Source organism: Komagataeibacter sp. FNDCF1 (assembly GCF_021295335.1).
GTDB lineage: Bacteria > Pseudomonadota > Alphaproteobacteria > Acetobacterales > Acetobacteraceae > Komagataeibacter.
This window is the reverse complement of the sequence record NZ_JAIWOT010000001.1, coordinates 23,721-43,844: the sequence shown is the minus strand read 5'-3', so window position 1 is coordinate 43,844 and position 20,124 is coordinate 23,721. Positions and strand designations below refer to the sequence as shown.

The window sequence follows — 20,124 nt, the reverse complement described above, 5'->3', positions numbered from 1 at the left end:
TGGGCAGGCAGTGTCAATCACCATCATGCCCGCCCCGCAGCCGCCATATGGCCAGCAGCAGTACGTCCCATGGCAGGGCTGCCCCTTCGCGCAGGCGCCAGAACCAGCGTTTGCGCCACCCCCGCGCGGCGGGCACGGGCGGTGGCGGCACCCGGATCACACGGTCCCACCCCATCATCCGCATGAGCACGATACAGCGTGGCAGGTGATAGGCGCTGGAGGCCACGGCCACCGGCCCCATATGGCCCGCCGCACGCAAAAGCCGCGTGCAGGCGATGACGGACGCCAGCGTGTCCGGCGCTGTCTCATCCACCAGCACATGCCCGGACGCCACACCGGCATCATGGAGCAGGCGGGCCATCACATGCCCCTCCGTCACGCCGGAAGGCGGGCACGGACCACCGGTGGGCACATAGACAACCCGCTTCCGCGCGCGGCCAAAGGCGCAGGCCGCCTCCACCCTGTGCAGCAGCGTGCGGCCTGCCGTGCCGTCGGGCCGCAGCTTCGCGCCGAATATGACGACTGGCAGCATGGGGACGGCCGGCGGTTCCATGCCCGTCAGCGTGGTGCGCGCAGCAGCACCCGGTTGAGCGATTCCAGCGTGGTGAACATCTGTTCCCACACCCGGGCGAAACGTGTGGCGGACAGGCCGCGCGTTTCCATTATCGCCGCGATATCGGCCAGCGTGCGCTCGCCATCAATCAGCGGCAGGATGCCGCGCGCCTGTGGCGGAAGCGAAATGGCAACCTGCAGGGTGCCAAAGGCAAAGGGCAGGCGATCGTCCGGCCCCATCATGCGGGCCAGTTCCAGACCCGGAATCTCGCGCATGACCGGCACGGCGCCGGGTGCCAGCGCATCCGCGCGCGCCACCGGTTCACTTACACGGCGGACATAGGCGACATGGGTCGCCATGTTGCCCGCCACATCCTCCGCCACCGCCTGGCGCGCACGTTCGGGCAGGGCCGCGATACGTTCACGCAGGCGCGGGTCGGGCAGCAGCAGGGCGGGATCGTAACGGGCGGGTTCCATAAGACAGGCCGCAGCCAGTCCCGCGCGCTCCAGCAGCGCATGGAAGGCGGTGATGTCATACGCCCGGTCCCGCGGGTTGAGCAGCAGGTCATACAGTCCCGCGTCGCCACCGCTCAGATGGTCGCCAAAATTGGTGTTCTGCCGCAGCCATGCCGTGGCGGGCAGGTGGCGCATGACCCGGCGCGCCACGTCCAGCCGCTGCCGGGGCGCATCCGCCACCGGCGCCAGACGTTCCAGCGCGTCCTGCAGCATGTACACACCGGTGCGCCCGTAAGGGGCATAAACCATGAGCCCCATGCCCCCGCCGGGGGCCAGCACGCCCTCCAGCGCCGCCAGCCCGGCATCGGGGTCCGGCAGGTGATGCAGCACGCCGCAGCAGTCGATGTAGTCGAACGGGCCGGGCGCGACCGTGGCAAGATCGGTCAGGTCGCCCTGCACGAAACGCATGTTTTCCAGCCCGCGCACCGCCGCGCGGGCCCGGGCCGTATCCAGTGCGGCGGGAGAGCGGTCAAGGCACAGCACCTCACCCACCCGTCCCGCACGTGCCATGTGGGTGGCCAGCATGATCGCGCCATCGCCCGTGCCGCACCCGGCCACCAGCACCCGCAGCGGGGTGGATTGCGGGCGGGTGGCGCCAAATACCCAGTAGTCGATTTCCCGCAGGTGGCTGGGGCTGCCGATCAGCAGCCTGCTTTTTTCCTCCCGCGGGTCGCGGGCGGGATAGGGGTAATGCTCGTACTGGGCCCGCAGGCCGGCGTCGCGCGCGTCATGGCCGGGGGGCGTGTCACCGTCATGCATGGTCATGGCACAGGCCTCAGCGGGGCAGCAGCTTGCCGCGCTGCCAGGCTTCCGCCGCGTCCTCGGCACTCATGCCTTCGGTGCGCATGGCATGGTCAAGCGCGCTGACGACCTTGTTGCCCAGCGTCAGTTCGTCCAGTTCATCCAGCAGGTCCTGGTCCATGTCCGCACGGATGGCGGAGCGGATCAGGATACGGGCGTCCTGTTCGGGTCCACAGGCGCCCTTGGGGTCTTCCAGCTGGACCACACGCTGGCCGTAATGCACGAAGGAAGGCTGCCAGACGGGAATGATCTCGGGCAGGCTGTTTTCCAGCACATGCGCCGCATGGTCCGCGGCCTGTTCATCCGGACGGGTGGCGATGGTGTATCCGGCTTCGGTCAGGTTATAGGCGGCCACGACCTGACGCACCAGGTCTATGGCCGATGCGGGCGCCACGATTTCACGCCCGACAGGGCAGGATTCCGCCGCCAGTGCGGCAATGGAGGTCATGCCGGTGGCCGCGGCTTCGGGCACGCACCAGCCAAAGGCGGGGCGGTAAAGCTGACCGAACGGCTCCATGCCCAGTCCGGGCGCCATGAAGCCCGCATCGATATCAGGCAGCCAGGCCGAGACGAACAGGTCCACATCGCCCTGGCGCATGTGCTCCACCATCTCCGCACGGGCGGCAACGACATATTCGATTTCAAGGTCATAGGCTTCAAGCACGCGCGCCACCGCTGCGGCACCCGCCTGCTGCACGGTGCTGTCCAGATGCCCGAGGGTCACGGTTGTCATGATATGGTGTCACTCCTTGATGGGGATATCCGGCCCGTCAGCCCTGCTGCTGGGGAACCTGCGCGCGGCCGGTCCGGACCGGCGCCGAACGCTGGGGATGGGTGGTGGGAAGGGCATAGTCAAACACGACCACCGATACGATATAGGGGGCCGCGAATTTCTTGAATGCTTCATGCGCCGGGTCAAAATAGGCGGGATCGGTCACCACCGGGCGGCCGACATAGTAGTTGCGGTCCCCTTCGGAGCGGAAGGTGACGAGAAAGGCCTGCTGCAGCCCCTCATCAACGCCTTCGCCACTGATCTGCGCCCCGGTCTCGATGGCGGAAATGACGGGGGAACCATCCTCGCGGCGCGAAACCTGTCCCAGCGCCATGAAGCGTCGCACTACCTCGGCGCGCTGCGCGTCGGTAATGGTGGGCAGGAAACGGAACATGACGATATGGCGCACCATGCCGGGATGGAACCCGGCGGAGGTAAAGGTGCGCAGCCCGATCTGTGATGCCAGCAGCCGCTCCGCGCGCGTGGCGTCACTGACCTGGGTCTCAGGCGATGAATCCGCCGTGGTGGGGGCGGAAGTGGCCGGGGCATCCGCCCGCGCGGCACCGGCTAGCAACAGGCAGCCTGCGGCCAGAAGGGGGGTGCACCACGTTTTCATGTCCTGAACAACCATCATTGCCGTGTGTCTTCAATCCTGTCGTGTGTTCATAAGGGGCGGGTCATGTCGCGGCCATGATGCGGGCGAATTTGCGCTGACGCATCATGAGCAGCCGGTACAGCCCGCGCGCCAGCAGCGCATGCAGGCGGCCATGGGGTGTCCAGCCTATGGTCTTGAGGATCATGCCCATCACCCTTGTCGCATGCCGTGGCCTGTAAAAGCGCAGTGCACGCGACATGTAGGCCGCGATGCAGCGCCCGTGGTCATAGGGCAGGCCAGCGGGATCGTTGGTGGTGTGGTAGGCGGATGCGAGTTCATCGTCCTCGCTTTCCGTCACACGTCCCAGCGCTATGCGGGCGCGCTGCCATACACCCAGCCGTTCGCGGTGCAGGTAGCGGTTCATATGATCATAGAACAGCTTGAAATGCCGGTATTCATCCCCCGCGATCTGCCTGCATATCGCCTTAAGCACCGGCTCGTCCGTCGCATCGCCCAGCGCGGTGTAGAAGGATGACGTGCCGGTTTCCACCATGCAGCGCGCGATCAGTTCCCCGGTGCGCGAACCGCGGATGGAGGCATCCACATCCAGTTCCAGCCGGTAGGACTGCCGGTAGCGGGCAAAGGCTTCCATGTAGTTCCACGTGGGATCGGCCAGCATGGCCCATCGGCCCAGCGCGTCACCATGCTGGACTTCCTCCTGCGCCCAGTTGTCCGCCGCCTGGCGGAAGTCAGGGTCATCGGCAAAGACGTTCTTGAGGTACCGGGCATAATCAAGGCCGTTACGTTCCACCACCGATGCGGCCTTGACCAACGGGACAATGTCGGGATCCACCCGTCGCGGGTCGAAATCCTTCCAGTTCATCTGTTCAATGCGCCAGTGTTTCATCTCAACCTGTCTTCTGCGTTTCTTCTGCGTTTTCTCCATGACGGCGCGCCACGCGTGCCATTGCATGGGGAGGACATGACACATGTTTCATCTTTACGCCAATCCTGCCTTCAACCCCACCCCTGTCATTGCGCGGTCAAATCGTGCTAGTGCCGTTGCCCGACACCGCCAATAAGAACGACAGATTGGGTCGCCAAATGAATATTCACGAATATCAGGCAAAGGCGCTGCTGCGCTCATACGGCATGCCCGTACCCGACGGACGTGCCGCCACCACCGTTGCGGAAGCCGTGGAAGCAGCCCGCAGCCTTGCCACCCGCGTGACCGTGGTCAAGGCACAGATCCATGCCGGTGGACGCGGTGCCGGGCATTTTGCAGGCCGGCCCGATGGCGGCGGCGGCGTCCGGCTGGCCCGCAGCATGGACGATGTGGACAGTGCGGCCCATGCCATGCTGGATGAAGTGCTGGTCACGAAACAGACCGGGCCCGCGGGCCGGAAGGTACGCACGCTGTATGTCGAGTCCGGCTGTGACATCGCACGTGAACTGTATTTCTCCATGCTGGTGGACCGGGTGAGCGGCCGCATCGTGATTGTTGCCTCCCCCGATGGCGGGATGGAGATCGAGGAAGTCGCCGCCCGCACACCCGAACGCATCCTCAAGGAATATGTCGACCCGGCCAGGGGCCTGTGCGATTACCAGTCGCGTGGCCTCGCCGTACGCCTTGGCCTGACGGGGCGTGAGATCAGAGCGTTCCAGAACGTCGTGCGTTCCGCCTATGACGCCTTTACCGGCCTGGATGCCGCCATTGTGGAAATCAATCCGCTGGTGGTGACGGGCAGCGGTGACCTGCTGGCGCTGGACGCCAAGATGTCGTTCGATGAAAATGCCCTGTTCCGCCACCCCGAACTGGCAGAACTGCGTGACGAGCACGAGGAAGACCCGCGTGAGCGCGAAGCCGCAGGCTACGGGCTGGCCTATGTGGGGCTGGACGGCAACATCGGATGCATGGTCAACGGTGCGGGTCTGGCCATGGCGACGATGGACATCATCAAGATGGAAGGCGAGGAGCCGGCCAACTTCCTCGATGTCGGTGGTGGCGCATCAAAGGAGCGCGTGGCGGCGGCCTTCCGCATCCTGATCGGTGACCCGAAGGTACGCGGCATCCTGGTCAACATTTTCGGTGGCATCATGCGCTGCGACGTGATTGCGGAGGCCATCATCGCCGCATCGCACGAAACCGGGCTGAACGTGCCGCTGGTGGTGCGGCTGGCGGGCACGAATGTCGAACGCGGCAAGGCGCTGCTGGCGGAATCCGGCCTGACCATCATCCCCGCCGATGACCTGGGCGATGCCGCCCGCAAGATCGTATCCGCCGTCCGTAATGCGGGAGCCTGATTGAATGTCCATTCTTGTCAACAAGTCCACCAAGGTCATTACCCAGGGCTTTACCGGCGCGCAGGGTACCTTCCATACCGAACAGGCACTGGCCTATGGCACCCACATGGTCGGTGGCGTAACCCCGGGCAAGGGCGGCAGCACGCATCTGGGCCTGCCCGTGTTCGACACGGTAAACCAGGCGCGTGAGGCCACGGGGGCCGAGGCTTCCGTCATCTACGTGCCGCCTGCCGGGGCCGCCGATGCCATACTGGAGGCGATTGCCGCCGGAATTCCCCTGATTGTCTGCATTACCGAAGGCATCCCGGTGCAGGACATGGTGCGCGTGCGCGCAGCACTGGAGCAGTCCGGCAGCCTGCTGATCGGCCCGAACTGCCCCGGCATCATCACCCCCGATGAATGCAAGATCGGCATCATGCCCGGCCCCATCCACCGCCGTGGCCATGTGGGCATCGTCTCGCGCTCGGGCACCCTGACCTATGAGGCCGTGGCCCAGACTTCCGCCATCGGGCAGGGGCAGAGCACCTGCGTCGGCATTGGCGGCGATCCGGTCAAGGGCATGGATTTCACCGATGTGCTCGAACGCATGATCGCGGACCCGGACACGCATTCCATCGTCATGATCGGGGAGATCGGCGGCACGTCCGAAATCGAGGGCGCCGAACTGATCCGCGCCAGCGGCACGCGCAAGCCGGTGGTGGGCTTCATTGCCGGTGCCACCGCGCCGCCGGGCCGCCGCATGGGCCATGCCGGCGCCGTGATTACCGGCGGGCACGAAACCGCCAGCGCCAAGATCGAGGCCATGCGGGAGGCGGGCATCCACATCTCCCGCAGCCCCGCGGAACTGGGCACCACGCTTGCCCGCGTGCTGGGCTGAAACCCCTGTCCCGGCAATGGCTCCATAATGATAAAAATGTAGTCATTGCCGGTTTTCTATGGCACAGCCTGTGCCGTTTTCCACCTTCATCACCGCCACAGGAGCCAGACCGATGCCCGATGGGAGCAGCCCGGACACCCTGCCGCATGTCGGCCCCACCAGCCTGCCTGCCGTCAGGACGGACTGGACGCGCGATGAAGTCGCGGCCCTCATGGCCCTGCCCTTTCCCGACCTGATCTACCGGGCGCAGACGGTCCACCGCGCGCGCTTCGACCCCACGGAAATGCAGATTTCCACCCTGCTGTCCATCAAGACCGGCGGCTGCCCCGAGGACTGCGCCTACTGCCCGCAAAGCGCGATGCACGAGGATGGCGGCGTGAAGGCCAGCCGCCTGATGGCGGTGGAGGAAGTGCTGAAGGAAGCCCGTGCGGCAAAGGCCGCCGGGGCCGCGCGCTTCTGCATGGGGGCCGCCTGGCGCAGCCCCAAGGACCATGATCTGGAAACCGTGTGCGCCATGGTCGAGGGCGTAAAGGCACTGGGGCTGGAAAGCTGCGTAACGCTGGGCATGCTGGACAATACGCAGGCCCACAGGCTGAAATCGGCCGGGCTGGACTACTACAACCACAACATCGATACCTCGCCCGAATATTATGGCGACATCATCTCCACGCGCACCTTTCAGGACCGGCTGGATACGCTGGAAAACGTGCGGGACGCGGGCATCAATGTCTGCTGTGGCGGCATTGTCGGCATGGGAGAGGACAGCACCGACCGCGCGGGCATGATCGCGACGCTGGCCAGCCTGCCCCGCCACCCCGAGAGCGTGCCGATCAACATGCTCGTGCGTGTGGAAGGCACCCCCCTGGCGGACAGGACGGACGAGACGGTCGACCCGATCGAATTCGTCCGTACCATCGCCGCTGCCCGCATCACCATGCCCACAAGCCGCGTACGCCTGGCGGCAGGCCGCGAGGACATGACGGACGAGGCACAGACGCTGTGCTTCCTGGCGGGCGCCAATTCCATTTTCTATGGCGAACGCCTGCTGACCACCCCGAATCCCGCCGCCCTGCGCGACCGGCAGTTGCTGGACCGGCTGGGCATGCATACATCCCACAAGCAGGGCTGAACCCGACGCAGCCGGGCGCGGGACCGGCTGGGACATTTTCCCACGCTGACCCGTGCTGGCCGCGCGCAGCATGAAATCCGGAACATGTCCTACACCGTAAAGGAAATATTCCCCACCCTGCAGGGTGAAGGCGCGCAGGCTGGCCGTGCGGCGGTGTTCTGCCGGTTTGCCGGGTGCAACCTGTGGTCGGGGCTGGAGCGTGACCGGGCCGGGGCGGCGTGCCGGTTCTGCGATACGGATTTCATCGGCACGGATGGTCCCGGCGGCGGGCGGTTTGCCACCGCCGACCTGCTGGCCGACGCCATTGCCGCCCGGTGGCCCGCACCGGACAGGCGGCGTGCCTTCGTGGTGTTTACGGGTGGCGAACCCCTGCTCCAGCTTGATGATGCGCTGGTGGCGGCCGTGCATGCGCGCGGTTTCGAGATTGCGGTGGAAACCAACGGTACGCTGGCCGCCCCCGCCGGAATCGACTGGATCTGTGTCAGCCCCAAGGCGGGCGCGCCACTGGTGCAGACACATGGCCATGAACTCAAGCTGGTCTACCCCCAGCCGGACCTGCTGCCCGAACAGGTGGCGGGGCTGGACTTCCACCAGTTCTGGCTACAGCCAATGGATGATGCCAGCCGCGATCACAATACCGGCGCGGCGGTTGACTATTGCCTGCATCATCCGCAATGGCGTCTGTCATTGCAGACCCACAAGCTGATCGGGATACCCTGACATGAGCGTCTCCCCTCCCCCCTCCATTCCCGCGCGGGAAGCCGCACTGGTCCTGTTCTCCGGCGGGCAGGATTCAGCCACCTGCCTGGCATGGGCGCTGGCGCGGTTTGGCCGGGTGGAAACGCTGGGTTTCGATTACGGGCAGCGCCATGCGGTGGAACTGGAATGCCGCGACACCCTGCGCAGGGGCATGGCGGCCGAAAACCCGCAATGGGCGCAGCGTCTGGGGATGGACCATACACTGGACCTTGCGGCCCTTGGCCATGTATCGGACACCGCGCTGACGCGTGAGGCCGAGATCACGATGAACGGGAATGGCCTGCCCAACACCTTCGTCCCCGGCCGTAACCTCATATTCCTGACCTTTGCCGCGGCCCTGGCGGCCCGGCGCAATATCCGCCACATCATCACCGGCGTGTGCGAGACGGATTACTCGGGCTATCCCGACTGCCGGGATGATACGATCAAGTCCCTGCAGGTCACCCTCAATCTGGGCATGGCCAGCCATTACGTGCTGCACACGCCGCTCATGTGGCTGGACAAGGCGCAAACATGGGACCTGGCCCGCACTCTGGGTGGCGACGCGCTGGTCGGGCTGATCAACCGTGAGAGCCACAGCTGCTACCTGGGCACGCGCGGCACGCCGCATGCATGGGGCCATGGCTGCGGCACCTGCCCTGCCTGCCAGTTGCGCAAGGCTGGCTGGGAGCGCTTCGTGAAGGAACGCTCCCATGTTTGAACTGGTCTTCACACGGCGTTTTTCCATGGCGCACCGCCTGCTGGCCGGCGAGAGCGAACGCTGCGCCCTGCCCCATGGCCATAATGAATATATCCGTGCCAGCCTGCATGCCACGGCACCCGCCCCGCTGGATGGGCGCATGAACATGGTCCTGCCCTTCCATCGTGCGAAGGGCGTGTGGCACCGGTTCATTGACAACCATGTTGATCATGCCCTGCAACTGGCGCAGGACGACCCGCTGCTGGGCTGGTTCCGCCAGCATGAACCCTGCCGCGCCCGGCGCATACTGGTCACACCGGGCGACCCCACGACGGAACTGCTGGCCTGCCTGCTCATGTCCAAGCTCAACGCCTTCCTTGCCGCCGATGGCGGTTTGCTGACCTGCGCCACCCTGGAAATTGACGAAACGCCCACCAACACCGTCCGCTACAGTGGCGACCCGCTTGTGGTCCTGCCGCAGCCGCGGCCCGCGCCGCAATGCTGGTGGCGCCGCGCGGACATGACCATCGCCGATACCTGAATATCCAGTCCTGAAAGGTTCCGCCTCACCCATGTCAGCCCTTACCCGTTACCGCCAGGAATGGTTCGGCAACATCACGCGCGACACATTGGCCGGCATGGTCGGGACATTCGCGCTGATTCCCGAAGTGATCGCGTTCTCCTTCGTGGCGGGGGTCGACCCGGCGGTCGGGCTTTACGCATCCTTTGTCATAAGTGTGGTCATCGCGCTGACCGGCGGCAGGCCGGGCATGATATCGGGGGCGGCAGGGTCGGTCGCCCTGGTGGCAGCCGCCCTGGTGCGCGCCCATGGCGTGCAGTACCTGCTGGCGGCAACCCTGCTGTGCGGGCTGCTGCAGGTGATGTTCGGCATCCTGCGGCTGCATGTGCTCATGCGCTATGTCTCGCGCCCGGTGCGCACGGGCTTCGTCAATGCACTGGCCATCCTGATCTTTTCAGCCCAGGTGCCGCATATGCTGCATGTAACGTGGCATACCTATGCCATGATTGCGCTGGGGCTTGCGATCATCTATTCCGTGCCGCGCTTCTTTTCGGCCATTCCCTCACCGCTGATCTGCATCCTGGTGCTGACGGTGGTGTCCATCCTGTGCCCCATGCCGCTGCACACGGTGGCTGATCTTGGCCGCCTGCCCGACAGCCTGCCGCATCTGGTCTGGCCTGACGTGCCCTTCTCACTCGCGACACTCCACATCATCGCCCCTTACGCGCTGGCCATGGCCAGCGTGGGGGTGCTGGAATCCATGATGACCGCCCGCGTGGTGGATGACCTGACCGAAACCCACAGCAGCAAGCGGCAGGAATGCATGGGGCTTGGCGTGGCCAACATCGCGGTCGGCCTGTTTGGTGGCATCGCGGGCTGCGGCATGATCGGCCAGACGGTGGGCAACCTGCGCTATGGCGGGCGGGGGCGGCTTTCCACCTTTGTGGCAGGGGCCTTCCTGCTGCTGCTGATGGTCGTGCTGCGGCCATGGGTGGCACAGGTGCCGGTGGCAGCGCTGGTGGCGATCATGATCATGGTCTCGGCCAGCACGTTCTCATGGTCGTCGCTACGGGACCTGGCGCATCATCCACGCACGACCAGCATCATCATGCTGGCCACGGTTGCGGTGGTTGTCGGCACGCATGACCTGGCGGCAGGCGTGGCGGTAGGCGTGCTGCTCAACGGGCTGTTCTTTGCCTTTCAGGTGTCCGGCATGCTTTCGGTCAGCAATACACTTTCCGCCGATGGCACGGCCCGTACCTATGTCGTGAACGGGCAGGTCTTCTTTGCCTCATCCGACAGCTTTGCCGATGCCTTCGACCTGCACGATACGGCCCGTCACATCACGATCGACCTGACCCACGCCCATCTGTGGGACATGACGGCGGCCGGCATGCTGGAAGAACTGGTGGGAAAGATGAAGACACAGGGCATGCAGGTCAATCTGGTCGGCCTGAACACGGCCACCAGCACGCTGCTCAGCCGGCACACGGGTCTGAAGAACCTGGCCTGACGCCTGCGGTCAGGGGGCTGATAAACGACCATTGGCAATAAATGAAGATTTGCGGGCGTCGCCTTTCTGGAGAGGCGGCGTTCCCTGAAGCTTTTTGAAATAAGCTTCACCAAAAACCTCTTTTCGATTTACAGCGCGCTGTAGCGGGAGGCCTTTCGGGCACTCCCCCTACTTCTTGCGTGCGGGGACCGCAGGTTCGACAAAGGGGTCAACCGCCGCGGCCGAACCCGCCTGCTTTGCCCAGCGATCCGCCGCAACCGTGTCACCGGCCTGCCGGGCACTCTGGCTGGCGCGGGCATAAAGCTGGGCCGCCGCCTGTGCGTTACCCGAACGGTCAGCCGCACGGGCGGCCACCCCCAGCGCGCGCGCCATGTCACGATAGTTCACCTGTGACTGCCGGATGGTTGCGGCCTGCATGGCGTCCTGCCATGCCGTCTGGCTGCTGCCAGCAGTCGCCAGCAGGTTGCGGGCCTCGATCTCCCTGGCATCAGCCGTCCAGCTCTCGGGTATCTTGCCCGTCAGGGTGGCAAAATAAGCCGCGACAGAGGCCAGGGTTGCATGGTCCCCGCTATCATCTGCAATCAGGCCACGCATAAGCTGTGCCTTTTCCGTAACGTCCGTATCCTGCCCGGCGGCGGCGCGGGCAGCGGCGGCAGCGGCTTCGCTCTCCCGCCCAAGACGGTGAAGTGCACCCGCCTGCACCAGATCCAGCCCGGCATCATCCGCTGTCTGCCCACGCACGGCCAGCGCGGAGCGGGTGGCCGTGATGGTGGTCAGCGCGTCAGCGGGTTTGTTCTCGTTAAGCTGGACGGTGGCAAGGTTGTAGCCGGCATCGCCTATGGCGGTCACGTCATCACGGGCCAGGGCACGCTTGCCCGCCGCGCGGTACTGCTGTTCCGCCACGGCCAGACGCTCCAGCCCCACGGCATCACGCCCGGTATCCATGTCCTGCGACAGGGTCGTATCCGTGGGGGAACCGGCCTGCCCGCCCCCGCCGCCACATCCGGCCAGGGCAAGGACAAGACCCAGCGCCAGGCATTCTTTCTTCATCTTCATGGCTGCACCTTCTGCGGCGACAGGCGGGCATGTCCTGTCTTTGCCTTGTTGCCGCTTCCACCCAGTATCCACAGGCCACGCATCTGGTCGACCAGCTTCTGCAGGCTGCTTACGGTTGTCTGTGCCTGCACCAGAAGCACGGGAAGCTGCTGGCTGGCATCCGTCAGGTTCCGGGTAATGCCCGGTGTCGCATTGCTCAGGTCGCCCGTCGCCTTCTGCACGTTGGCCATGCTGGCATTGGCCCGGTCCATCACGGTGCCAAGCTGCTTTTCAATCGGCGTAAGCTGGCTGATCGTGGCGTTCAGGCTGGTGATCATCTGCTCGGCCTGGCGGATCAGGTCATCATTGGTCATGAGCCGCCCGATGGACCCCTTGCCCGCATGCATGTCCGTAATGGTGGCATCAAGCGTTGCCATCATGTGCTGGGCATTGTCCAGGACCGGGATGACCCGGTCGCGGATATCGCTGAATGTCTGGGTAATGGTATCCGCCGGGTTGGGGGCATTGGTGGCGCTGAGCACGGCATAGCTCCAGTCCAGCTTGTCACCCACCCCGCGTGACACGTCGATATAGCTCGCCCCGGCCACGACGAAGCGCTTGCGGATGATGGCGGTGCTGTCACGGCGGATATAGGGCTCGATATCCGGGTCGATCTCGGCAATGGCGTACATGCCGCCGGCAGGATTGATCCGCACCCGGCGCACGGTGCCCGCATGGATGCCCATTACCTCCAGGTCATCACCGACCGAAAGGCCGCTGACCCCATCTTCGGGCAGCACGATCCTCAGCCTGCCCGCAGGCGTAAGCCAGTCGCGGAGCACACCGGCCTCGATTACCGCGCCCAGCAGGATGACAAGGGCCACAAGGACAAGAATCCCCACCCATTCGTCGGTGTAACGGACCCGCACGAGTTGCCGGATACCGTCTGACTGCTGTTTCTGGACCATTACACCACCCGCATGGAAAAAAGACCTTCGTCGAGAAGGCGCATGTGGATATTCACCGCCTTGCGATATTCACGCCATGCCGCTGCCGAGCGGACAAGCCATAGCACGCCACACCCCCGGTCGCGCGCGGCGGTCAGCATTTCAAGGAACGGCAGCGCCGTCTCTTCGGGCAACATGTCGGATATGTCCTCCAGCACCAGCAGTTCCGGCCGCCCCATGAAGGCACGCACACACGCCGCCCGCGCCAGATCCGCGCCCGAAAGCCGGTCCGGTGCCGAAATGGGCAGGCCGGGCAGGCCAAACCTGTACCCCAGTTCTGTTGCGTGGCGGACCACGTTATCGAACGGGTCCGTGGTATGGTACAGATGCGGCAGCATGATGTTGAGATGCGTGCCGAACATGTCCAGCCAGCCGCCATGGCGCGAAATGCGGCCGATACGCCCGCGCAGCGCATTGAGCTGCCGGTCACGCAGCGTGCTCCAGTCCAGCCCCATGAACTTGATGCTGCCCTGCGTAAGCGAGACCATGCCCGTGCACAGGTCGGCAAACATAGCCGCGCGCTCTACATCGCGGCAGTCTATGACCGCACATTCACCGGGCATGATGCGCAGATTGTACGGCGCGGGCATGAGGCCGCTTTCCTCGAACGAGGGCATGACATCACGCAGTTCCAGCAGGGGGGCGTTTGCTGTCATGGTCAGAAATCCAGCATGAAGAGGATATTGACCACCAGCACCAGCATGATCCCGCGCGCGAAGCCGCGCGGCATGATGGTGGCCATCGTGTCACTGGTGCTGACAGTCAGGCCCGAGATACAGGCCCCCAGCCCGACAAAGAAGCCAACCAGCACGAATTTGAGCGGGATGATCAGGTAATCCCAGGTGGTCATGGCCGCAAGGACGTTGAAGAAGAAGGTCCATACCGAGGACGTGATGGCCCCGTTGGCATGCGCCACCACGAACCCCATCAGCAGCGAGACCACGGCAAAGATCATGCCCAGCGTGAAGCCCCCCAGCGTGAAGGCGAAGGTACGTGGCATGACCAGTGCCAGGAACGGGTCGATGCCCCGGGCCTGCAGGCCCCGCACTTCCCCCCCCAGCACCATCATCCCGATTTCGGTCAGGGACAGCATGCCGCTGCGCCCCATGAGGATGATCCCCACAAGGATGGGCGAGATTTCACGCACCAGCACCGAGACCAGGATGGACCCGGTCATCTGCGCCATGCCGGCATAACCCAGCCAGTACGCCGCCTGTGACACCACCATGAGCCCTGTCAGCGTGGCGGTGATCACGATGCTGAGGAACCCGCCGCTGACCACCTGCCGCAGGGTGGCACGGAATTCGTACACAACCGGCCTGCGCCATGAATTGGGGCGCATGCTTTCGCGCAGCGTGCCCCACCCCGCCCCGATCAGCAGCAGCGTGAAACGGACCTGGTGGCGCGTCAGCCGGCCTATGGCCGCAAGCCATGGCGCAAAACGCCGCAGCAGCAGGACCATCCGCCCCGCACTGTCGGGTGCGGCCTGCGGCGGGGGGGGTGTCATGCCACCGGGCAGGGCCGCGTCCCCCCCTGCCGTGTTGGTCGGGGTATCGGTCATCGCCGCCCGGCCAGCACGTAGGTCCGGGTCAGCCCCGCACCGGGTATGAAGAAGCGCCCGCGTTCACGGAACAGGAAATTCTGCCGCAGGTTGAGATAGACATCCTCCGACACCTGGATCGTGCCCACGTCCGGTGCGCCCTGGGCCATCATTTCCGCCATGCCCATGGCGTCGCCCCACAGGTTGAAGGCCTGCGGTTCCTTGCCCAGCATGCCGCCATAGACCGGTCCCACGTCAATGCCGATACGGGAGACCGGGTCCAGGTCCGCCTGTGAAAGTGCTGCCAGCGTGCTCTCGCGCATCATGAGCGCCGCATTGGCGATACGGTAGACCGCGCCCTTGTCTGGCGTGCGCGAACACCCGGCCACGCACACCACACGGTGACCGAGCATGCGGATGGAAAACAGGCCGCACTGATGGGCGATGTCCTGCAGCATGATCGCCATTGAATCGAGCAGCTTGATATTGGCCGCCGGATCGTTCTGGGCCGTCATAACCACATCGGACAGGCTGATGACCATGATGGCGACGGCGGGATAGAATCCTTCCGTCGACGTAGGGTCGGACGTGCCGGATGCCCCGTGCATGGCCAGCGCGCCGGGGGTGAGCAGAAAGCCCTGGCTGGGGTCACGCTGCACTTCATCCGCTGCGGGCTCGGAATCCAGCTCCTCCTTCGCCGCGGCAACGGCGCTGTAATGCTGGGCGGAGAAACGCGCGGCGGCAACCCCCGCGATCATGTCCACGAAATGCGAGACCATGGACGCACGCGGCGCATCTTCCAGCGTTATCACGCCCACAGGGCCGCTGCTGCCCAGAATCGGGTTGCAGAACAGCGCGGAACTGCCAAAGCTGCGCATGTACACGCGGTAGAACGCCACGGTCCGCTCATCCTTCGCGGCATCGGTCGTAACCAGCGCATCGCCATGGGAGACGGAGTCGAAAAAGCTCTTGAGATCGGTGGTCGACATTTCGAAACCACCGGAATGCACGTCCTGCTGGCGGTCATACGAATCGATGCACATCAGGGTATGCCCGTCATGCAGGATGCGCCATACCGCGGCACGGCGCGCCTGGGACTGGTCGGCCAGCGTCTCGGTCAGGACAAGGGCATTGTCCTCGGGATTGAACAGGTCGGGATAGCTTGCAACGGACTGCAGGGCATGGCTCTCGTAACTGGCTACCGCACGGGCCTGCGTGATCTGGCCCCGCATGCGATCGGCACGCCGGGCCTGCAGGAACAGAAGCAGCCCGAATCCTGATGCCATCATCACGACCAGTACGAAGAACAGCAGGTTCTGCCGCCCATCCGCCATGGCAAAGCGGGAAAAATCGTCCTCCGGGGCCACCAGCAGCAGGACCCAGCTATCCTTGCCCACCGGCAGCTGGGCGGTAATGGTGACGTATTTCCTGTCCTTTACCGTAACCGTGCGCGCACCGTATCCATGCACGCGATACTGGTCGAATGCCTTGGTCATGACCGGGAAATTGGCCGGGTCAAGGGTCATCTTGTCCGAATCACCATGCGCCCTGGCCTGCGTTTCGGCCATGCCATGCCCGGCCACGACATGCCCGTTCTGGTCCAGCAGGATCGCGGTGCCGCTTTCACCGATGCGGAGCGAGTTCAGGAAATTGTTCAGGTGGTTGAGGGACATGTTGATGGCATAGACATACGTCTTGTCATTCAGCCCCTTGTACGGCACGGCGGCGGTAATGGTGATCTGCTTGGTCACCTCCACCACATAGGGGTGGGTCCATGCCAGTTGCCCGGCCTTGACCGTATCGGCAAACCAGGCGTGGCCACGCGGGTCGTAGCTTCCCGCCGCCGTCTGCCACTGCTTGAGCACCTTGCCATTGGGGTCGCGCAGTTCGTGGGTGAACATCGCCTTGGGCGTGCCCACGTCGTGCAGGGTGGTTATGGTGACATCCTGACTGTTGTCACCATGTTCAAGCGTGCTGAAATTGCCGTCACTGTCAGCAATGTAGAAGGACTGGATCTGCTGCACGTTGCGCAGCATGGTGCTGCTGTAGCCGGTGAATATCTTCTGCTCGACCTCCGGCGCGCCATGTTCGAGCATGTCACGCGCGACAATGGCCCCGGATGAGGCCGGCATGAGGAAGGAGCTGACTTCCTTGGCAATATAGTCCTGCTGACTGACCAGCAGGTCGTGCGTCAGGGTCAGGGCACCGGTGCGCACGGTGCGGTAGGAATGCCACCCCACGCCGGCGATGATGGCTATGGCCGACACCACCCCGGCCACCGGGATGCCGATATGGAACAGGAAACGCCTGGCCTGGTCAGAAGGGGCAATCGTGGGATCGACAATCTCGTCCGTGGACAATGCTCTCTTCCTGTTCAAGACATCCGTTACGCGTAATGGCGCCAATGTACCCCAGATGGACCGGGGCGACCACCGTCTTTGTTACATAGCGCCCATTCAGCCCGTCCAGAGCGGGCTGGACAGACGGGAGACAAAGGCCTGATGGGCCGCGATTTCAGCCGTATCAGGCTGCACCCGCACGCCCACACGCCCCGCCGGGCGGACATAGTCATAGGTGGCGATGCCGCCGCCGCCATCCTCCACCGCCAGGCCCAGTCCACGCTGGCGGCCACCGGTCAGTTCCAGATAGACCGCGGCCAGCAGCCTGCAGTCCAGCAGGACATTATGGGTGGTACGTTCCGACAGGTCGATTGAAAAGCGGCGGCACAGCGCATCGAGACTGTTCGGCATGCCCGGAAAGCGCTCGCGCGCCATGTCCAGCGTATCGACCATGCGCGCCATATCCAGTTCCGGCCGGCCCGCGCGCGACAGTTCCGCGTTCAGGAAGCCGAAGTCAAAGCGCGCATTATGCGCGATCAGCGGATCATTCCCCACGAATTCCAGGAAGCCGGATGCCACCTCGGCAAATTTCGGCTTTCCCTCCAGGTCGGCACGGGTAAAGCCATGCACGCGGGACGCTTCTTCCGGCACGTCGCGCTCGGGGTCGATCAGCACATGGAAGTTGCGACCCGTGGGTAGGTCCCCCATCAGTTCCAGCGCCGCGATCTCGATCACCCGGTCCCCCCTGAGCGGATCAAGCCCGGTTGTCTCGGTATCGAACAGGATGGTCCGTTTCATGCTGGCTTCCCCCCCGCTGCTGCCCACGCGGCGGGACTTCCCTCACGCATTGCATGCAGCAAACGCCTGACCTGCCGCACCGTTTCGTGTCGCGACAGGCCGGTTTCAATCACCATGTCCGCCCTGCGCCGACGCGTGGCATCCGGCATCTGCCGGGCCAGCACGGCATCGATCTGCCCCGGCGTCATGGTGCCACGGCGCAGGACGCGCGCACGCTGGATGGCGGCAGGCGCGCTGACCACGACCACGCGGTTGCACAGGCGCTCGGCCCCCGTCTCGAACAGGAGCGGAATATCAAGAACCACCCAGCGGCACCCGTCACGCCGCGCACGCGCGAGAAAACGCTGGCGCGCCCTGCGCACCAGCGGGTGGATGATCACCTCCAGCCCGCGCATGACCGCGGGGTCGGCCAGGGCCGCGGCCCGCAGCGCCGCCCGGTCCAGCACCCCGTCCCGCACGCAGCCGGGCACCAGCCGGGCAATGGCGGGCAGCGCCGCGCCACCGGGGCCCTGCAGGGCACGCACCGTGGCATCGGCGTCAAACAGCCTTATCCCCGCCTGCACCAGCAGCCGCGCCGTGGTGGACTTGCCCATGCCGATGCCGCCCGTCAGCCCCAGTACGCGCATGCTCAGCCCGCGCCATCGGCCGCCGGGTGGTGCAGGTCGGCATCCAGCAGCGCCTCGACCTCCGGCCCGACAACCGGGGTCACGCCGAACCATTTTTCAAACCCCAGCCCGGCCTGGTGGATCAGCATGCCCAGCCCGTCAACCGTGCGCAGCCCGTGGGTCGCAGCCCATTCCAGCAGGGCGGTCTGCCGGGGAACATAAACGATATCGCACACCACAAGCGCCGGATCGGCCTGCGCCAGATCAAGCGGGAAGCGCGCCCGGGCCGCGCCCTCCATGCCGATGGAGGTGGTATTGACCAGCATGGTGCATGACGGCAGGATATCCCCCGCCTGCTCCCAGTCGACAACGGTTATCCCCTCCAGCATCGCCGCAAGGGCGTCGGCACGCGCACGGGTGCGGTTGGCCATCACCACCGCGACACCCCGGTCCAGCAGGCTGGCGGCTATGGCGCGCGCGGCACCGCCGGCCCCCAGCAGCAGGGCGCGGCCCCCTTTCACGCTCACGCCATGCGCCTCCACATTGGCGACAAAGCCGTCACCATCGGTGGAATATCCTTCGATCTTTCCATCGCTGGCAAAGACCAGCGTGTTGACCGAGCCCGAACGCTGGGCGGAACGATGCAGCCGGTCCACGATCCGGCAAGCGGCTTCCTTGTGCGGGATGGTGACATTCGCCCCCCGGAAGCCTGCTGCCTGCAGGCCGCGCACCGCCGTGTCGAACTGCCCCGGCGCCACGGGCAGCGGCACATAGGCGCCATTGATCCCGTACTGTTCCAGCCACCAGTTATGCATGAGCGGCGAACGGGAATGGGCCACCGGCCAGCCGATCACCCCGGCCAGAAGCGTATGCCCGTCAATCCCTCGCCTGCCTTTTCCTGCCTTTTCCATCACGGTTTCCCCTTGTACATGCACGGAGCCTAGTGGCTGAACTCGTGCCATGCCTGCGGCAGGATGCGGGCAAGCCGCTGCGCCCATTCGGCCTGTCCATCCGCCGTGGCGATCAGGTCCTGGCGTATCTCGATTTCCAGATAGGGCAGGCCCCGCCCTTCGGCATGCACCGGCACGGTATAGTCACTGACGTCGGTCAGGGCATAGGGTTCGTTACTGCCCACCACCAGCCCGTCCTCCGCTGCAAGCAGGTCGCGCACCCGCAGGCCAAAGGCGGGATTGCGGTTGTGCAGCACGCCGGTATGCCACGGGCGGTCCATGCCGTTCATGCTGTCGGTAAAACTGTGCAGCGAGACCAGCACCACCGGCAATCCCGCTTCGAGGCGGGTCGATATCTCGCTGCTGATCCGGTTGTGGTAGGGCAGGAATATCTCCTCCACCCGGCAGCCTTCCTCCGCCGCGGTGATGTCGGTGTTGGCGGGTACGACGGTACCATCGCTGCGCCGCACGATGGAGGTGGGGTGCCCCGGCGCGCGGTTGCAGTCGATCACAAGACGGGAATAGGCCTGTTCGAACAGCACGCAGTCCAGATGCCCGGCCAACAGGCGCCCCGTCTCGGCCATGCCAAGATCACATGCGATATGGCGCGCACGGTCCTGCGCACTGACCCCCATGTCCCCCAGGGCGGTGGGAATGGCGCGACCGGCATGATCGCTGACCAGCACGAAAGGCAGGCCGGGCGGCGGAAGCGGCCCCTCCATCGCCGATGTGCCGAACTGGATGACAGGGGCGGGGTCGGCATGCGCCAGCAGGCGTGACGGTTCTTGCGCAAGGGCTGCATGTTGCATTGTAGCGGGGCGTCCTCTGCCATG

21 protein-coding genes are annotated in these 20,124 nt (G+C 65.1%); 7 read left to right on the top strand and 14 right to left on the bottom strand.

Annotation, left to right across the window (positions count from 1 at the left end; translation table 11 throughout):
- Positions 1-13 precede the first annotated feature (13 nt).
- From LDL32_RS00200 to LDL32_RS00180, 5 genes are all read right to left on the bottom strand, one after another.
- Positions 14-532 carry a YdcF family protein gene (locus tag LDL32_RS00200; RefSeq protein WP_233063155.1) on the bottom strand — a complete coding sequence of 173 codons (519 nt, stop codon included), beginning with the start codon at positions 530-532 and terminating at the stop codon, positions 14-16.
- A 26-nt stretch (positions 533-558) separates the two neighbouring features.
- Positions 559-1,833, bottom strand: coding sequence for a bifunctional 2-polyprenyl-6-hydroxyphenol methylase/3-demethylubiquinol 3-O-methyltransferase UbiG (locus LDL32_RS00195; protein ID WP_233063153.1), 1,275 nt, complete (start codon positions 1,831-1,833; stop codon positions 559-561).
- A gap of 10 nt (positions 1,834-1,843) precedes the next feature.
- Entirely contained in the window at positions 1,844-2,602 is a 759-nt protein-coding gene (locus LDL32_RS00190; RefSeq protein ID WP_233063144.1) for a glycine betaine ABC transporter substrate-binding protein, read from the bottom strand.
- Positions 2,603-2,639: 37 nt separating this feature from the next.
- Positions 2,640-3,257, bottom strand: a complete 618-nt coding sequence (locus LDL32_RS00185; protein WP_370636725.1) for a Dabb family protein — start codon at positions 3,255-3,257, stop codon at positions 2,640-2,642.
- 61 nt (positions 3,258-3,318) lie between these two features.
- Positions 3,319-4,143, bottom strand: coding sequence for a ferritin-like domain-containing protein (locus LDL32_RS00180; protein ID WP_233063142.1), 825 nt, complete (start codon positions 4,141-4,143; stop codon positions 3,319-3,321).
- Between the two features lie 197 nt (positions 4,144-4,340).
- Between LDL32_RS00180 and sucC the strand changes: the two genes are divergently transcribed.
- The 7 genes from sucC to LDL32_RS00145 all read left to right on the top strand — a co-directional run bounded on the left by sucC (position 4,341) and on the right by LDL32_RS00145 (position 11,017).
- Complete coding sequence (gene sucC / locus LDL32_RS00175; protein WP_233063140.1) at positions 4,341-5,540, top strand: ADP-forming succinate--CoA ligase subunit beta; 1,200 nt, start codon at positions 4,341-4,343, stop codon at positions 5,538-5,540.
- Positions 5,541-5,544: 4 nt separating this feature from the next.
- Positions 5,545-6,417 carry a succinate--CoA ligase subunit alpha gene (gene sucD, locus LDL32_RS00170; protein WP_233063127.1) on the top strand — a complete coding sequence of 291 codons (873 nt, stop codon included), beginning with the start codon at positions 5,545-5,547 and terminating at the stop codon, positions 6,415-6,417.
- Between the two features lie 112 nt (positions 6,418-6,529).
- Positions 6,530-7,546 (top strand): biotin synthase BioB, encoded by a 1,017-nt coding sequence (bioB, locus tag LDL32_RS00165; protein ID WP_233063118.1) that lies wholly within the window; start codon positions 6,530-6,532, stop codon positions 7,544-7,546.
- Positions 7,547-7,630: 84 nt separating this feature from the next.
- A complete protein-coding gene (queE, locus tag LDL32_RS00160; RefSeq protein ID WP_233063110.1) occupies positions 7,631-8,266 on the top strand; it encodes a 7-carboxy-7-deazaguanine synthase in 636 nt (211 codons plus the stop codon).
- A 1-nt stretch (position 8,267) separates the two neighbouring features.
- Complete coding sequence (gene queC, locus LDL32_RS00155; protein ID WP_233063101.1) at positions 8,268-9,005, top strand: 7-cyano-7-deazaguanine synthase QueC; 738 nt, start codon at positions 8,268-8,270, stop codon at positions 9,003-9,005.
- Positions 8,998-9,525, top strand: coding sequence for a 6-carboxytetrahydropterin synthase (locus LDL32_RS00150; protein WP_233063092.1), 528 nt, complete (start codon positions 8,998-9,000; stop codon positions 9,523-9,525). The genes queC and LDL32_RS00150 overlap by 8 nt, the downstream gene beginning before the upstream one ends.
- A 31-nt stretch (positions 9,526-9,556) precedes the next feature.
- Positions 9,557-11,017 (top strand): SulP family inorganic anion transporter, encoded by a 1,461-nt coding sequence (locus LDL32_RS00145; RefSeq protein WP_233063090.1) that lies wholly within the window; start codon positions 9,557-9,559, stop codon positions 11,015-11,017.
- Between the two features lie 168 nt (positions 11,018-11,185).
- Here the strand turns inward: LDL32_RS00145 and LDL32_RS00140 are convergent, their stop codons facing one another.
- The 9 genes from LDL32_RS00140 to LDL32_RS00100 form a co-directional block, all read right to left on the bottom strand.
- Positions 11,186-12,073 (bottom strand): hypothetical protein, encoded by an 888-nt coding sequence (locus tag LDL32_RS00140; protein ID WP_233063087.1) that lies wholly within the window; start codon positions 12,071-12,073, stop codon positions 11,186-11,188.
- Positions 12,070-13,020 (bottom strand): MlaD family protein, encoded by a 951-nt coding sequence (locus tag LDL32_RS00135; protein ID WP_233063072.1) that lies wholly within the window; start codon positions 13,018-13,020, stop codon positions 12,070-12,072. Before LDL32_RS00135 ends, LDL32_RS00140 begins: the two co-directional genes overlap by 4 nt.
- On the bottom strand, positions 13,020-13,715 hold the full coding sequence (locus tag LDL32_RS00130; RefSeq protein WP_233062999.1) for an ABC transporter ATP-binding protein: 696 nt from the start codon (positions 13,713-13,715) through the stop codon (positions 13,020-13,022). The genes LDL32_RS00135 and LDL32_RS00130 overlap by 1 nt, the downstream gene beginning before the upstream one ends.
- Before the next feature lie 2 nt (positions 13,716-13,717).
- The gene (locus LDL32_RS00125) at positions 13,718-14,620 is read right to left on the bottom strand and encodes an ABC transporter permease (protein ID WP_233062997.1); all 903 of its coding nucleotides are present in this window, start codon (positions 14,618-14,620) and stop codon (positions 13,718-13,720) included.
- Complete coding sequence (locus tag LDL32_RS00120) at positions 14,617-16,959, bottom strand: adenylate/guanylate cyclase domain-containing protein (RefSeq protein WP_233062995.1); 2,343 nt, start codon at positions 16,957-16,959, stop codon at positions 14,617-14,619. Before LDL32_RS00120 ends, LDL32_RS00125 begins: the two co-directional genes overlap by 4 nt.
- Before the next feature lie 96 nt (positions 16,960-17,055).
- Positions 17,056-17,736, bottom strand: a complete 681-nt coding sequence (gene dnaQ / locus LDL32_RS00115) for a DNA polymerase III subunit epsilon (protein WP_233062993.1) — start codon at positions 17,734-17,736, stop codon at positions 17,056-17,058.
- On the bottom strand, positions 17,733-18,362 hold the full coding sequence (gene coaE, locus LDL32_RS00110) for a dephospho-CoA kinase (protein ID WP_233062991.1): 630 nt from the start codon (positions 18,360-18,362) through the stop codon (positions 17,733-17,735). The genes dnaQ and coaE overlap by 4 nt, the downstream gene beginning before the upstream one ends.
- A gap of 2 nt (positions 18,363-18,364) precedes the next feature.
- Positions 18,365-19,252, bottom strand: coding sequence for a shikimate dehydrogenase (locus LDL32_RS00105; protein WP_233062989.1), 888 nt, complete (start codon positions 19,250-19,252; stop codon positions 18,365-18,367).
- A 29-nt stretch (positions 19,253-19,281) separates the two neighbouring features.
- Positions 19,282-20,100, bottom strand: coding sequence for an N-formylglutamate amidohydrolase (locus tag LDL32_RS00100; RefSeq protein ID WP_233062972.1), 819 nt, complete (start codon positions 20,098-20,100; stop codon positions 19,282-19,284).
- Positions 20,101-20,124: the final 24 nt, after the last annotated feature.